11 protein-coding genes are annotated in these 12,804 nt (G+C 70.6%); 5 read left to right on the top strand and 6 right to left on the bottom strand.

Annotation, left to right across the window (positions count from 1 at the left end; all coding sequences use genetic code 11):
* Positions 1-129: 129 nt before the first annotated feature.
* Genes pgi through JOC24_RS08365 form a run of 3 tightly spaced genes read left to right on the top strand, consistent with a single transcriptional unit; the run spans position 130 to position 3,794 of the window.
* Positions 130-1,782: a glucose-6-phosphate isomerase gene (pgi, locus tag JOC24_RS08375; protein ID WP_205019496.1), complete on the top strand. Its 1,653-nt coding sequence runs from the start codon at positions 130-132 to the stop codon at positions 1,780-1,782.
* A 3-nt stretch (positions 1,783-1,785) separates the two neighbouring features.
* Positions 1,786-2,289, top strand: coding sequence for a PH domain-containing protein (locus JOC24_RS08370; RefSeq protein WP_205019495.1), 504 nt, complete (start codon positions 1,786-1,788; stop codon positions 2,287-2,289).
* Positions 2,286-3,794, top strand: a complete 1,509-nt coding sequence (locus JOC24_RS08365; protein ID WP_205019494.1) for a PH domain-containing protein — start codon at positions 2,286-2,288, stop codon at positions 3,792-3,794. Before JOC24_RS08370 ends, JOC24_RS08365 begins: the two co-directional genes overlap by 4 nt.
* 90 nt (positions 3,795-3,884) lie before the next feature.
* Here the strand turns inward: JOC24_RS08365 and pgl are convergent, their stop codons facing one another.
* From pgl to tkt, 5 genes are read right to left on the bottom strand one after another with little or no spacing between them, the layout of a single operon-like run.
* On the bottom strand, positions 3,885-4,667 hold the full coding sequence (gene pgl / locus JOC24_RS08360) for a 6-phosphogluconolactonase (RefSeq protein ID WP_205019493.1): 783 nt from the start codon (positions 4,665-4,667) through the stop codon (positions 3,885-3,887).
* Complete coding sequence (opcA, locus tag JOC24_RS08355) at positions 4,664-5,695, bottom strand: glucose-6-phosphate dehydrogenase assembly protein OpcA (RefSeq protein ID WP_205019492.1); 1,032 nt, start codon at positions 5,693-5,695, stop codon at positions 4,664-4,666. Before opcA ends, pgl begins: the two co-directional genes overlap by 4 nt.
* Entirely contained in the window at positions 5,692-7,224 is a 1,533-nt protein-coding gene (gene zwf, locus JOC24_RS08350; protein ID WP_205019491.1) for a glucose-6-phosphate dehydrogenase, read from the bottom strand. Before zwf ends, opcA begins: the two co-directional genes overlap by 4 nt.
* Before the next feature lie 5 nt (positions 7,225-7,229).
* The gene (tal, locus tag JOC24_RS08345; protein ID WP_205019490.1) at positions 7,230-8,348 is read right to left on the bottom strand and encodes a transaldolase; all 1,119 of its coding nucleotides are present in this window, start codon (positions 8,346-8,348) and stop codon (positions 7,230-7,232) included.
* 34 nt (positions 8,349-8,382) lie between these two features.
* Positions 8,383-10,470: a transketolase gene (tkt, locus tag JOC24_RS08340; protein ID WP_205019489.1), complete on the bottom strand. Its 2,088-nt coding sequence runs from the start codon at positions 10,468-10,470 to the stop codon at positions 8,383-8,385.
* A gap of 286 nt (positions 10,471-10,756) precedes the next feature.
* On the opposite strand from tkt, the gene JOC24_RS08335 reads away from it, so the two are divergent.
* Together JOC24_RS08335 and JOC24_RS08330 are read left to right on the top strand one after the other, a co-directional pair.
* Positions 10,757-11,710, top strand: a complete 954-nt coding sequence (locus JOC24_RS08335; RefSeq protein WP_205019488.1) for a heme o synthase — start codon at positions 10,757-10,759, stop codon at positions 11,708-11,710.
* Between the two features lie 98 nt (positions 11,711-11,808).
* A complete protein-coding gene (locus JOC24_RS08330) occupies positions 11,809-12,177 on the top strand; it encodes a hypothetical protein (RefSeq protein WP_205019487.1) in 369 nt (122 codons plus the stop codon).
* Here the strand turns inward: JOC24_RS08330 and JOC24_RS08325 are convergent.
* The gene (locus JOC24_RS08325; RefSeq protein ID WP_205019486.1) at positions 12,174-12,650 is read right to left on the bottom strand and encodes a hypothetical protein; all 477 of its coding nucleotides are present in this window, start codon (positions 12,648-12,650) and stop codon (positions 12,174-12,176) included. The genes JOC24_RS08330 and JOC24_RS08325 overlap by 4 nt on opposite strands.
* Positions 12,651-12,804 lie beyond the last annotated feature (154 nt).

Here is a 12,804-nt window from a genome sequence, read left to right as displayed (position 1 = left end):
TGGGTGCCCGGCCGGCGCCCGTATGCCGCCCCGTAGCCCGCCGTTGCCCCGTCGCACCCTCCAGATCAATTAGGTTGGAGGGGCAGCGGGGAAGGTTGCAGGTACGAGAAGAAGTGGGCGATTTCCGGGATGAACGCACAAAGCCGAACCAGGCTCAACCAGATGCCCGAATGGGCGGCCCTCGGCAAGCACCGTGAGGAGTTCGGCGACACGCATCTGCGCCGGCTGTTCGCGGACGCGCCGGACCGCGGAGCCGCGTACACCCTCCGGGTCGGCGACCTCCACATCGACTACTCCAAGCATCTGGTCACCGACGAGACGCTCGCTCTGCTGCGTGACCTCGCCGGCGCCGCGGGCGTGGCCGGGCTGCGCGACGCGATGTTCCGCGGCGAGAAGATCAACACCACCGAGGACCGCGCGGTCCTGCACACCGCGCTCCGCGCGCCGCGGGACGCCGTGATCGAGGTCGACGGCGAGAACGTCGTGCCGGCCGTGCACGCCGTCCTCGACAGGATGGCGGCCTTCTCCGACCGGGTCAGGGCCGGGGAGTGGACCGGTCACACCGGCAAGCCGGTGAAGAACATCGTGAACATCGGCATCGGCGGCTCCGACCTCGGACCGGCCATGGCCTACGAGGTGCTGCGTTCCTTCACGGACCGCTCGCTGACCGTCCGCTTCGTGTCGAACGTCGACGGCGCCGACCTCCACGAGGCCGTCCGGGACCTGGACCCGGCCGAGACGCTGTTCATCGTGGCGTCCAAGACCTTCACGACGATCGAGACCATCACCAACGCCACGTCCGCGCGCGACTGGCTGCTCACCGGTCTGAGGGCGGGTCAGGAAGCCGTCGCCAAGCACTTCGTGGCACTGTCGACCAACGCGGACAAGGTGACGGACTTCGGCATCGACACGGCCAACATGTTCGAGTTCTGGGACTGGGTCGGCGGCCGTTACTCCTTCGACTCGGCGATCGGCCTCTCGCTGATGATCGCCATCGGCCCGGAGCGGTTCCGCGAGATGCTCGATGGCTTCCACCTCGTCGACGAGCACTTCCGCACCGCCCCCGCCGAGGAGAACGCCCCGCTGCTGCTGGGCCTGCTGGGTGTCTGGTACGGCGCCTTCTTCGACGCGCAGTCGCACGCGGTCCTGCCCTACAGCCACTACCTGTCCAAGTTCACCGCCTACCTGCAGCAGCTGGACATGGAGTCCAACGGCAAGTCCGTGGACCGGGACGGCAATCCGGTCGACTGGCAGACCGGCCCGGTCGTCTGGGGCACCCCCGGCACCAACGGGCAGCACGCCTACTACCAGCTGATCCACCAGGGGACGAAGGTCATCCCGGCCGACTTCATCGGCTTCGCCTCCCCGGTACAGGACCTGCTGCCCGGCCTGATCGCCCAGCACGACCTGCTGATGGCCAACTTCTTCGCCCAGACGCAGGCCCTCGCCTTCGGCAAGACGCCCGACGAGGTGCGCGCGGAAGGTGTGGCGGAAGAGCTCGTCCCGCACAAGACGTTCCGCGGCAACCACCCGACGACGACGGTCCTCGCCGACCGGCTCACCCCGTCGGTGCTCGGCCAGCTGATCGCGCTGTACGAGCACAAGGTCTTCGTCCAGGGTGCGGTCTGGAACATCGACTCCTTCGACCAGTGGGGCGTCGAGCTGGGCAAGGTCCTCGCCAGGAAGATCGAGCCCGTCCTGACCGAGGGCACCGGCGGCGAACAGCTGGACAGCTCCACCACCGCGCTCGTGGCGGCGTACCGCACGCTGCGGGGCCGCTGAGCGATGACCACGGGGGAGGGGGCGATACGGCTCAGGCCACCGAGGAACACGCTGGATCCCCGGGCCGTCGGCTGGTGGCGGGCCCAGTGGCTGCTGCTGACCGCGGCACCGGTGGCGGTCCTGGGCATCCTGGGCGCGCTCATCGCCCCGGCCAGATTCTGGCTGTGGACGCCGGCCGCGGTGCTCGCGGCCGCCGGCCTGCTGTGCGCCGTCCTCTTCCCCCTGTGGCGGTTCCGCACCCACCGCTGGGAGGTCACCGACGAGGCGGTGTACGTGAGCACCGGGGTCTTCCTGCGGGAATGGCGGATCGCGCCGATGTCCCGCATCCAGACCGTCGACACCGTGCGGGGGCCCCTGGAACAGCTCTTCGGGCTGGCCACGGTCACCGTGACCACCGCCTCGGCGAAGGGCGCCGTACGGATCGAGGGGCTGACCCACGAGGTCGCCGCCGGGCTCGCCGAGCGGCTGACCCGTATCACCCGGGGCACCCCCGGGGACGCCACATGAGCACCGCCGCCGCCAGCGACCCGTGCTGGCGGCGGCTCCATCCCCGGACGGTGCTCGTCACGGCGCTGGTCACGGTGGGAGTCGCCGTGGGTGCCGCCGTGCCCGTCACGGTCGCGTTGTCCGGCCGTCTCGGGTACGCGACCGCCGTCGGCTGGGCCCTTGCGGGGACGGCCCTGCTGACGGGCTGCGCCACCGCCGGCGACTACGTGCGCTGGCGACGCACCCGCTACCGGGTCGGCGGTGAGCGCGTCGATCTGCACACCGGGCTCCTCCTGGCGAAGCGCCGCTCGCTGGCCCGCGAGCGGATCCGCAGCGTCGACCTCACCGCCCATCCGCTGCTGCGGATCCTGGGGCTGGTCACGGTCCGTATAGGCACCGGCGAGCACACGGGCGGCGACTCCACGCTCGAACTCGATGCCGTCGCGCGCGCCGAGGGCGAGCGGCTGCGCCGCGAACTCCTGGACCGCGCGGTCCCCGAGACCGTCGGAAAGCACCGCGAGGGCGAACTCGTCACCCTCGATCCGCGCTGGCTCCGCTACGCACCCGTCTCCTTCGCCGCGCCCATGCTCGGTGGCGCGGCCGCCGGCGGTGTGATGCAGATCAGCGAGTGGGTCGGCGTGCAGGGCGAGGTGATCGACTGGGTCGCCGATCGTCTCCGGGACACCCCCCTGGTCTGGGCGATCGTCGTGCTGGTCGTGGTGGCGCTGGCCGCCGGCGTCGTCGGAGCGCTCGGGCTGTGGATCGAGATGTGGTGGAACTACCGTCTGGAGCGCGAACCGGGCGGCACGCTGCGGGTGAGACGTGGGCTGTTCACCTCACGTTCCCTGTCCGTCGAGGAACGGCGGCTGCGCGGGGTGGACCTGGTCGAGCCCCTGGGGGTGCGGCTGGTGGGCGCCGCCCGGGTGGACGCGATCACGACCGGCCTGACCCGGGACGAGGAGTCGCGGAGCGCCGACCACAACACCCTGCTGCCGGCCGTGCCCCGGGCGCTGGCCGACACGATCGCCGCCGAGGTCCTGCGCGAGTCCGCCACCCCGACGGGCGCCCCGCTCACCCGGCACCCCCGGGCGGCCCTCGGACGGCGGCTCCGCCGTGCCCTGGCCGTGGCCCTGGCGCCCGTCCTCGTCCAGGTCCTGCTGGGCATCCTGCTGACGCCCGTACTGCTGTGGACCGCGCTCGTCTGCGCGGTGGTGTCCGTGCCCGTCGCGGTCCTGCTGGCCGTCGACGCGTACAGGTCGCTGGGGCACACGCTCAGCGGCGGGTACCTGGTGACGCGATCCGGCACCGTGCGACGCTCCACAGCGGCGCTGCGGCGGACCGGTGTGATCGGCTGGACGGTGAAGCAGTCCCATTTCCAGCGCCGGGCCGGGCTGCTGAGCGTCACCGCGACGACGGCCGCCGGGAACGGCGCCTACACGGCGCACGACACCGACGCGGCCGAGGGCCTCGACTTCGCCGCCGACGCCGTCCCGGGGCTCCTGGAGCCCTTCCTGGAGCGCGACTGACCCGGGGTACCGCCGAGACGCACAAGTGGACCGCACGACGGAGGCCCGGTCCGCCCCCGCAGGGGCGGACCGGGCCTCCGTGATGTGCCCCTACGCCGAGGCGGGCGGGTACAGCGCGCGCGGCAGCCCGGAGGCCGCCGCGGCGTCCAGCAGCCACAGCGTGCGGCTGCGGCCGTAGGCCCCCGCCGCCGGTGCCTGGATCTCCCCGGCCCCGGACAGCGCGATCTCCGCGGCCTCCGCCTTGTCCTCACCCGCGGCCAGCAGCCACACCTCACGCGCCGCCCGGATGGCGGGCAGCGTGAGCGTGACACGGGTGGGCGGCGGCTTGGGAGCGCCGTGCACACCGACGACGGTGCGCTCGGTCTCCCGCACCGCGGGCAGCTCCGGGAAGAGCGACGCGACGTGGGTGTCCGGGCCGACGCCCAGCATCAGCACGTCGAACGTCGGTACCGGCCCGTGGTCCTCCGGGCCCGCCGCCGCGGCGAGCTCCGCCGCGTAACCGGCGGCGGCCGCGTCGGCGTCCCCGGCGTACGGCCCGTCGGACGCGGGCATCGCGTGGACCCGGGACGGGTCCAGCGCCACCTTGTCCAGCAGGGCCTCACGGGCCTGCGTGACATTGCGCTCCGGGTCGCCCTCGGGCAGGAAGCGTTCGTCGCCCCACCACAGGTCGAGACGCGACCAGTCGATCGCGTCCCGGGCGGCCGAGCCGGCGAGTGCCGCCAGCAGGCCGTTGCCGTTGCGCCCGCCGGTGAGGACCACCGAGGCGTGACCGCGGGCCGCCTGGGCGTCCACGATCCTCGTGATGAGCCTCGCCGCAGCGGCCTGGACCATCAGCTCCTTGTCGCGGTGCACGACGAGCTGCGGAGCACTCACTTCGACGCCGCCTTCTTGGCCGCCGCCTTCTTCGCGGCAGGCGCGGCGGAACCCGTCGGCTCCGGCCGCTTCTGCCCCGAACCGACGGACGACGGCTCCGTGGGCCCGCCGAGGCGCTCCACGCCGAACTTCACCGTGGCCTCGTAGATGTTGTCCGGGTCCAGACGGCGCAGCTCCTCCGCGAGGAGTTCGGCCGTCTCCCGCCGCTTCAGCGCGACGGCACGGTCGGGCTGGCCGGCCATGCAGAGCGTCGCCAGCGAGCCGTCGGGCCGGTCCAGGACGATCACGCCGTTCTTGGTCTCCAGCCGCACGGCCGTCAGACCGGGACCACCGGAGAGCGTGCGCTCCACGGGGACCCCGAGCCGGTCCGCGAGCCACATGGCCAGCAGTTCGCAGCTCGGGTTGTCGGACTCGCCCTCCACCATCGCCGAGATGACCTGGGCGGGCTGCTGGTCGAGCGCGGCCGCCAGCATCGAGCGCCACGGGGTGATGCGGGTCCAGGCCAGATCCGTGTCCCCGGGCCGGTAGGTCGCCGCACGCACCGACAACTCGTCGAGCGGGTGCTCGGCGGAGTAGGTGTCGGTGATACGGCGCTGGGCGAGCGCGCCCAACGGGTCCCTGGCCGGGTCCGCCGGAGCGTCCTCGGGCCACCACACGACGACCGGGGCGTCCGGAAGCAGCAGCGGCAGGACGACCGACTGGGCGTGGTTGGCCAGCTCACCGTGGAGACGCAGCACCACGGTCTCGCCCGAGCCCGCGTCGGAACCGACCCGGATCTCGGCGTCGAGCCGTGCGTCGCGCCGCGCCCGCGGCGACTTGCTGACCCGCTTGATCACCGCGATGATCCGCGACGGGTGCTCGCGGGAGGAGTCGCTCGCCGCCCGGAGCGCGTCGTAGGCGTTCTCCTCGTCCGTGACGACGACGAGGGTCAGCACCATGCCGATCGCCGGCGTGCCGATGGAACGGCGGGCCGAGACGAGCGCCTGGTTGATCTTGCTGGACGTGGTTTCCGTGAGATCGATCTTCATGGCCGGCGCCAGCTCCGTCCGTCGCGTGCGAGCATCTCGTCGGCCTCGGCCGGACCCCAGGTGCCGGCCGCGTACTGGGCGGGCTTGCCGTGCTTGTCCCAGTACTCCTCGATCGGGTCGAGGATGTTCCAGGAGAGCTCGACCTCCTGGTGGCGCGGGAAGAGGTTGGCGTCGCCGAGCAGGACATCGAGGATGAGCCGCTCGTACGCCTCCGGGCTGGACTCCGTGAAGGACTCGCCGTAGGCGAAGTCCATCGTGACGTCCCGCACCTCCATGGAGGTGCCCGGCACCTTGGAGCCGAACCGGACCGTGACCCCCTCGTCCGGCTGCACCCGGATGACCAGGGCGTTGCCGCCGAGCTCCTCCGTCGCACCGGACTCGAAGGGCAGGTACGGGGCGCGCTTGAAGACGACCGCGATCTCGGTGACACGGCGGCCGAGGCGCTTGCCGGTACGGAGGTAGAACGGCACGCCCGCCCAGCGACGGTTGTTGATCGTCAGCTTGATCGCGGCGAAGGTGTCGGTCTTCGACTTGGGGTCGATGCCGTCCTCCTCCAGATAGCCGAGCGCTTCCTCGCCGCCCTGCCAGGCGTGCGCGTACTGCCCGCGCACCGTGTGCTTGCCCAGGTCCTCTGGCAGCTCCACCGCCGTCAGCACCTTCAGCTTCTCGGCCACCAGTGCCTTCGGGTGGAAGGAGCCGGGCTCCTCCATCGCCGTCAGCGCGAGCAGCTGAAGCAGGTGGTTCTGGATGACGTCACGGGCCGCGCCGATGCCGTCGTAGTAACCGGCCCGGCCGCCGATGCCGATGTCCTCGGCCATCGTGATCTGGATGTGGTCGACGTACGACCTGTTCCAGATCGGCTCCCACATCGTGTTGGCGAAGCGCAGCGCCAGGATGTTCTGGACCGTCTCCTTGCCGAGGTAGTGGTCGATACGGAAGACCTCGTTCGGCGGGAAGACGTCGTGCACGAGGTGGTTGAGCTCCTGAGCGCTCTCCAGGTCGTGACCGAACGGCTTCTCGATGACGGCCCGTCGCCAGCTGCCTTCCTTCTGGTCGGCCAGCCCGTGCTTCTTGAGCTGCTGGACGACCTTGGGGAAGAACTTCGGCGGCACGGAGAGGTAGAAGGCGAAGTTGCCGCCCGTGCCCTGCGCCTTGTCGAGCTCCTCGATCGTGGCCCTGAGGGTCTCGAACGCGTCGTCGTCGTCGAAGTTGCCCTGGACGAAGCGCATGCCCTGGCTGAGCTGCTGCCAGACCTCTTCGCGGAACGGGGTGCGGGAGTGCTCTTTCACGGCGTCGTGGACGACCTGGGCGAAGTCCTCGTCCTCCCAGTCGCGGCGCGCGAAGCCGATGAGCGAGAAGCCCGGCGGCAGCAGGCCGCGATTGGCCAGGTCGTAGACAGCGGGCATCAGCTTTTTACGGGACAAATCGCCCGTGACGCCAAAGATCACCAGGCCCGACGGCCCCGCGATGCGCGGGAGCCGTCGGTCCTGGGCGTCACGGAGCGGGTTGGCTCCGGGAACACCAGACAAGGTGGTCAGCCCTCCGAAGGAGCGAGGCGCTTGAGCTCGGCCTCGGTGGAGTTGAGCAGGTCGACCCAGGCGGCCTCGAACTTCTCGACGCCCTCGTCCTCCAGCAGCTGGACGACTTCGTCGTAGCTGACCCCGAGGTTCTTGATCGCGTCGAGGTCGGCACGAGCCTGGTCGTAACGGCCGGCGACGGTGTTGCCGGAGATCTCCCCATGGTCGGCCACGGCGTCCAGCGTCGCCTCCGGCATGGTGTTGACCGTGTTCGGCGCGACCAGGTCGTCGACGTACAGGGTGTCCTTGAGGGACGGGTCCTTCACGCCGGTCGAGGCCCACAGCGGACGCTGCTTGTTGGCCTGCGCCTTGTCCAGGGCGGCCCAGCGGTCGCCCGCGAAGACCTCCTCGTACGCCTCGTAGGCCAGACGGGCGTTGGCGAGGGCGGACTTGCCCTTCGCTGCCTTCGCCTCGTCGCTGCCGACCGCGTCCAGACGCTTGTCGATCTCGGTGTCCACACGGGACACGAAGAAGGACGCCACGGAGTGGATCTTGGAAAGGTCCAGGCCGGCGGCCTTCGCCTTCTCCAGGCCCGCCAGGTAGGCGTCCATGACCTCGCGGTAGCGCTCCAGCGAGAAGATCAGCGTGACGTTGACGCTGATGCCCTTGCCGATGACCTCGGTGATCGCCGGCAGGCCGGCCTTGGTCGCCGGGATCTTGATGAGCGTGTTCGGCCGGTCCACGAGCCAGGCCAGCTGCTTGGCCTCGGCGACGGTGGCCCCGGTGTGGTGGGCCAGGCGCGGGTCGACCTCGATGGAGACCCGGCCGTCCTGGCCGCCGGTGGCGTCGAAGACGGGGCGCAGGATGTCGGCGGCGTCACGGACGTCGGCCGTCGTGATCATGCGGATGGCCTCGTCGACCGTGACCTTGCGGGTGGCGAGGTCCGTGAGCTGCTGGTCGTAACCGTGGCCCTGGGAGATCGCCTTCTGGAAGATCGACGGGTTGGTCGTGACACCCACGACGTGACTCTGGTCGATCAGCTCGGCGAGGTTGCCGGAGGTGATCCGTGTACGGGACAGGTCGTCGAGCCAGATCGCCACGCCCTCGTCGGAGAGGCGCTTGAGTGCGTCTGTCATGAGAATTGCATCTCCTACTAGTCGTATAACCGCGTCAGCGCGCAGCGGCGGCGAGAGATTCCCGGGCGGCTTCCGCCACGTGCGCGGCGGTGAAGCCGAACTCGCGGAAGAGGACCTTGGCGTCGGCCGACGCGCCGAAGTGCTCCAGCGAGACGATCCGGCCCGCGTCGCCCACGTACCGGTGCCAGGTGAGGCCGATGCCCGCCTCGACGGCGACCCGTGCCTTCACGGACGGCGGCAGCACGCTGTCCTTGTAACCCTTGTCCTGCTCCTCGAACCACTCGACACACGGCATCGAGACCACCCGGGTCGGCACACCGGCCGCCTGGAGCTCGTCGCGGGCCTCGACGGCCAGCTGGACCTCTGAACCCGTGGCGATCAGAACGGCCTGCGCCTCGCCGCCCTCGGCGTCGAAGAGCACGTAACCGCCCTTGGCGGCGTTCTCGTTCGCCGGGTAGGTGGGCAGGCCCTGGCGGGACAGCGCCAGACCGTGCGGGGCGCTCGTGCCGTAGTCCTTCTTGCCCCGCTTGAGGATCTCGCGCCAGGCGATGGCCGTCTCGTTGGCGTCGCCCGGACGGACGACGTTGAGGCCCGGGATGGCACGCAGCGAGGCCAGGTGCTCGACCGGCTGGTGCGTCGGGCCGTCCTCGCCGAGGCCGACCGAGTCGTGCGTCCACACGTACGTCACCGGCAGGTGCATCAGTGCGGAGAGCCGGACGGCGTTACGCATGTAGTCGGAGAACACCAGGAAGGTGCCGCCGTAGACGCGGGTGTTGCCGTGCAGCGCGATGCCGTTCATGGCCGCGGCCATGGCGTGCTCGCGGATGCCGAAGTGGATCGTCCGGCCGTACGGGTCGGCCTCGGGCAGCGGGTTGCCGGCCGGGAGGAACGACGACGTCTTGTCGATCGTGGTGTTGTTCGAGCCCGCGAGGTCGGCGGAGCCGCCCCACAGCTCGGGGATGACACCACCGAGTGCCTGCAGGACCTTGCCGGAGGCGGCACGCGTGGCGACACCGTGGCCGGCCTCGAAGACGGGGAGCTTCTCCTCCCAGCCCGCGGGCAGCTCGCCGGCGGCGATCCGGTCGAAGTCGGCGGCGCGCTCCGGGTTGGCGGTGCGCCACGCGGCGAAGCCCTTCTCCCACTCGGCCTTGGCCTCGCGGCCGCGGTCCAGCGCCTCACGGGTGTGGGAGATGACCTCGTCGGAGACCTCGAAGGTCTTCTCGGGGTCGAAGCCGAGCACCCGCTTGGTGGCGGCGATCTCGTCGTCGCCGAGCGCCGAGCCGTGCGCGGCCTCGGTGTTCTGGGCGTTCGGGGCGGGCCAGGCGATGATCGAGCGGGCCGCGATGAACGACGGGCGCTCCGTCTCGGCCTTGGCGGCCAGGAGCGCGCGGTGCAGACCCTCGGGGTCCAGGTCGCCGCTGGGCAGCTGGTCCACACGCTGGACGTGCCAGCCGTAGGACTCGTAGCGCTTCAGGGTGTCCTCGGAGACCGCGGTCTCCGTGTCGCCCTCGATCGAGATGTGGTTGTCGTCCCACAGCAGCACCAGGTTGCCGAGCTTCTGGTGGCCGGCGAGCGAGGACGCCTCGGCCGAGATGCCCTCCTGGAGGCAGCCGTCGCCGGCGATGACCCAGACGGTGTGGTCGAACGGGGAGGTGCCCGGGGCCGCCTGCGGGTCGAAGAGGCCACGCTCGTAGCGGGAGGCCATTGCCATGCCCACGGCGTTGGCGACGCCCTGGCCCAGCGGGCCGGTCGTCGTCTCGACACCGGTGGTGTGGCCGTACTCCGGGTGACCGGGCGTCTTGGAACCCCAGGTGCGGAACGCCTTGAGGTCGTCCAGCTCCAGGCCGTATCCGGCGAGGTAGAGCTGGATGTACAGCGTCAGGCTGGAGTGGCCCGCGGACAGCACGAACCGGTCGCGTCCGGTCCACTCCGCGTCCGCCGGGTCGTGCCGCATCACCTTCTGGAAAAGGGTGTACGCGGCAGGAGCGAGGCTCATCGCCGTACCCGGGTGGCCGTTTCCGACCTTCTGTACGGCGTCCGCGGCGAGGACGCGGACGGTGTCCACGGCCCGCTGGTCCAATTCGGTCCACTGGAGGTCTGTGGTGGTCGGCTTGGTGCTCACCCTGAGTCAGGGCTCCTCTCCACTGTTCGTAAACCGGTGACTGGTTACCGCACCGGGCATTGTCGAGCCTACCCCCGTCGCAAGGCCGTACTTCTGCCCTTTCCACAGTGCGGGCGACCTGCGGAGTTCGCCTCCCGTATGAGCGCCGTCGTTCACTTCTGCGCCACCCCAACACGACCCCACCCCCGCGAAGGGCGGCGTATGCCCAACGTCTACAGTGGTCTGGTTCGCGCAAGTCTTTACCGGGCCTTCAGGCCCGGAGCTTGCTGGGATTTCTCTGTCAGGGGTGTGCGTGACGGCCGTCGAGTCCCGACCCGCAGGGGTCGCCTTGACTCCGAGCCCAGTGGGCCAACGCCCGTTCGGGGCCCGCATCAAGGCATTCGTGGCTCTTACCAAGCCGCGCATCATCGAGTTGCTGCTGATCACCACCGTTCCGGTGATGTTCCTCGCGGCTCAGGGCGTGCCCGATCTTTGGCTCGTGGTCACCACCACCATCGGCGGATTTCTCTCCGCGGGCGGTGCCAATGCGCTCAACATGTATATCGACCGTGACATCGACGCGCTGATGGACCGTACGTCCCAGCGCCCGCTGGTCACCGGGATGGTGAGCCCCCGGGAGTGCCTCGCCTTCGGAATCGCCCTCGCGGTGATTTCCACGGTCTGGTTCGGACTGCTCGTCAACTGGCTCTCGGCCGCTCTCGCGCTCGGCGCACTTCTGTTCTATGTCGTCGTCTACACGATGCTGCTGAAGCGCCGTACCTCGCAGAACATCGTCTGGGGCGGAATCGCGGGCTGCATGCCCGTGCTCATCGGCTGGTCCGCCGTCACCAATTCGATGTCCTGGGCGCCGGTCGTACTTTTCGCCGTCATGTTCTTCTGGACGCCGCCGCACTACTGGCCGCTGTCGATGAAGGTCAAGGACGACTACGCCCGCGTCGGCGTCCCGATGCTCCCGGTCGTCGCCTCCAACCGTGTGGTCGCCCGCCAGATCGTCGTCTACAGCTGGGTGATGGTCGGCGTCTCGCTGCTGCTGACCCCCCTGGGCTACACCGGCTGGTTCTACACGGCGGTGGCACTGCTGGCCGGCGGCTTCTGGCTCTGGGAGGCGCACGGTCTGCAGAACCGGGCGAAGTCCGGTGTGACGGGCGCCAAGCTCAAGGAGATGCGGCTGTTCCACTGGTCCATCACCTACGTGTCGTTCCTCTTCGTCGCCGTCGCTGTGGACCCCTTCCTGAGGTAGTCCCGCACGCACCCTGGATCCGCCGACGGGCGGGGACGTGGCCGATGCCACGCCCCCGCCCGTCGCCCGTTCGTCTACCCGTCGGTAGCATCCTGTCCATGGCAGAGACGGCAGAGCCTCAGACCCAGCAGACGCACGACAGCAAGCAGGCGGCCCGCGCGGAGCGCAGGGCCGCGAAGCTCGCCAAGCAGATCGGTGCCTTCGCCAAGGCGCACGGCGGCGCCGAGGGGCAGCTCGCCCACCTCGGGCAGACGGGCACCCGCATCGTGCTGGTCGGCGAGGACGGCGGCTGGGGCGACCTGGTCGCGCCCTCCTACGCCGTCGCCGAGAGCGCCGTGCGGAAGGCGGGCATCACGGTCCACGAGGACTTCGACGGCGAGTTCGCGGCCAAGGTCCGCACCGGCCCGTACGAGTGGTCCCGGATGGCGGGCATCCAGGTCGGCGGCCCGTCCAACGACAACACCTAGGGCTTCTCGGGTCCCTGCTCGACGGGCCGGGGGGCCGGCGCCAGTTCCGCGCCGCCCAGGCGGGCCCAGGCCGCCCAGCCGTCGGCGTCGGTGGGGGAGGAGTAGTCGGCCGGGGAGTCGGTGTCCTTGTCGCGTACGAGGACGCGCGTGCAGCCGGAGCAGTGCCGGATGTCGGCGCCCGCCCGGCCGCTGCCCGCGGGCGCGTACGCGCGCTCGGCGAACTTCGCGGCCCTCTCGCGTTTCCCGAGTCTCGCGCGTATGCGTCCGCGCGCCATCAGGACCAGGACGGGGACGAGCAGCAGTTCGAGTCCGACCAGCTTCCAGGAGAAGTCGGCGACCAGCAGCAGCACCGCGGCGACCACGATCAGCACCGGCGCACCGGTCGGGACCGCGGGGAGCTCGTCGCGGCGCAGGGGCTGGGCGCGGTCCGGGAAGGCGGCCACGGGCCAGCTCTTCTCGTGGAAGCAGTTCATGCGGTGTTCCCCGGAGCACGAGCCCGATCCCATTGCCCCACCCTCCCCCGGACGGACGCGCGGTCGGTGACCGGGACCAGGATGGAGGGCGGGGCGCTGTCCGTCCAGGGGTGCGGTCCCACATGGCCGAAACGCCGGGCGAACCGAGCCGGGA

It is taken from the genome of Streptomyces sp. HB132, from assembly GCF_016909575.1.
In the GTDB taxonomy this organism is placed as follows: domain Bacteria; phylum Actinomycetota; class Actinomycetes; order Streptomycetales; family Streptomycetaceae; genus Streptomyces.
The sequence above is the reverse complement of the archived record's forward strand: the minus strand, read 5'-3'. Positions and strand labels throughout refer to the sequence as shown.

Bases quoted from the DNA above. Each gene is read 5' to 3' on its own strand.
- pgi (WP_205019496.1), top strand. From the start codon at position 130: ATGAACGCACAAAGCCGAACCAGGCTCAACCAGATGCCCGAATGGGCG.
- JOC24_RS08370 (WP_205019495.1), top strand. From the start codon at position 1,786: ATGACCACGGGGGAGGGGGCGATACGGCTCAGGCCACCGAGGAACACG.
- JOC24_RS08365 (WP_205019494.1), top strand. From the start codon at position 2,286: ATGAGCACCGCCGCCGCCAGCGACCCGTGCTGGCGGCGGCTCCATCCC.
- opcA (WP_205019492.1), bottom strand. From the start codon at position 5,695: ATGAAGATCGATCTCACGGAAACCACGTCCAGCAAGATCAACCAGGCG.
- tal (WP_205019490.1), bottom strand. From the start codon at position 8,348: ATGACAGACGCACTCAAGCGCCTCTCCGACGAGGGCGTGGCGATCTGG.
- JOC24_RS08330 (WP_205019487.1), top strand. From the start codon at position 11,809: ATGGCAGAGACGGCAGAGCCTCAGACCCAGCAGACGCACGACAGCAAG.
- JOC24_RS08325 (WP_205019486.1), bottom strand. From the start codon at position 12,650: ATGAACTGCTTCCACGAGAAGAGCTGGCCCGTGGCCGCCTTCCCGGAC.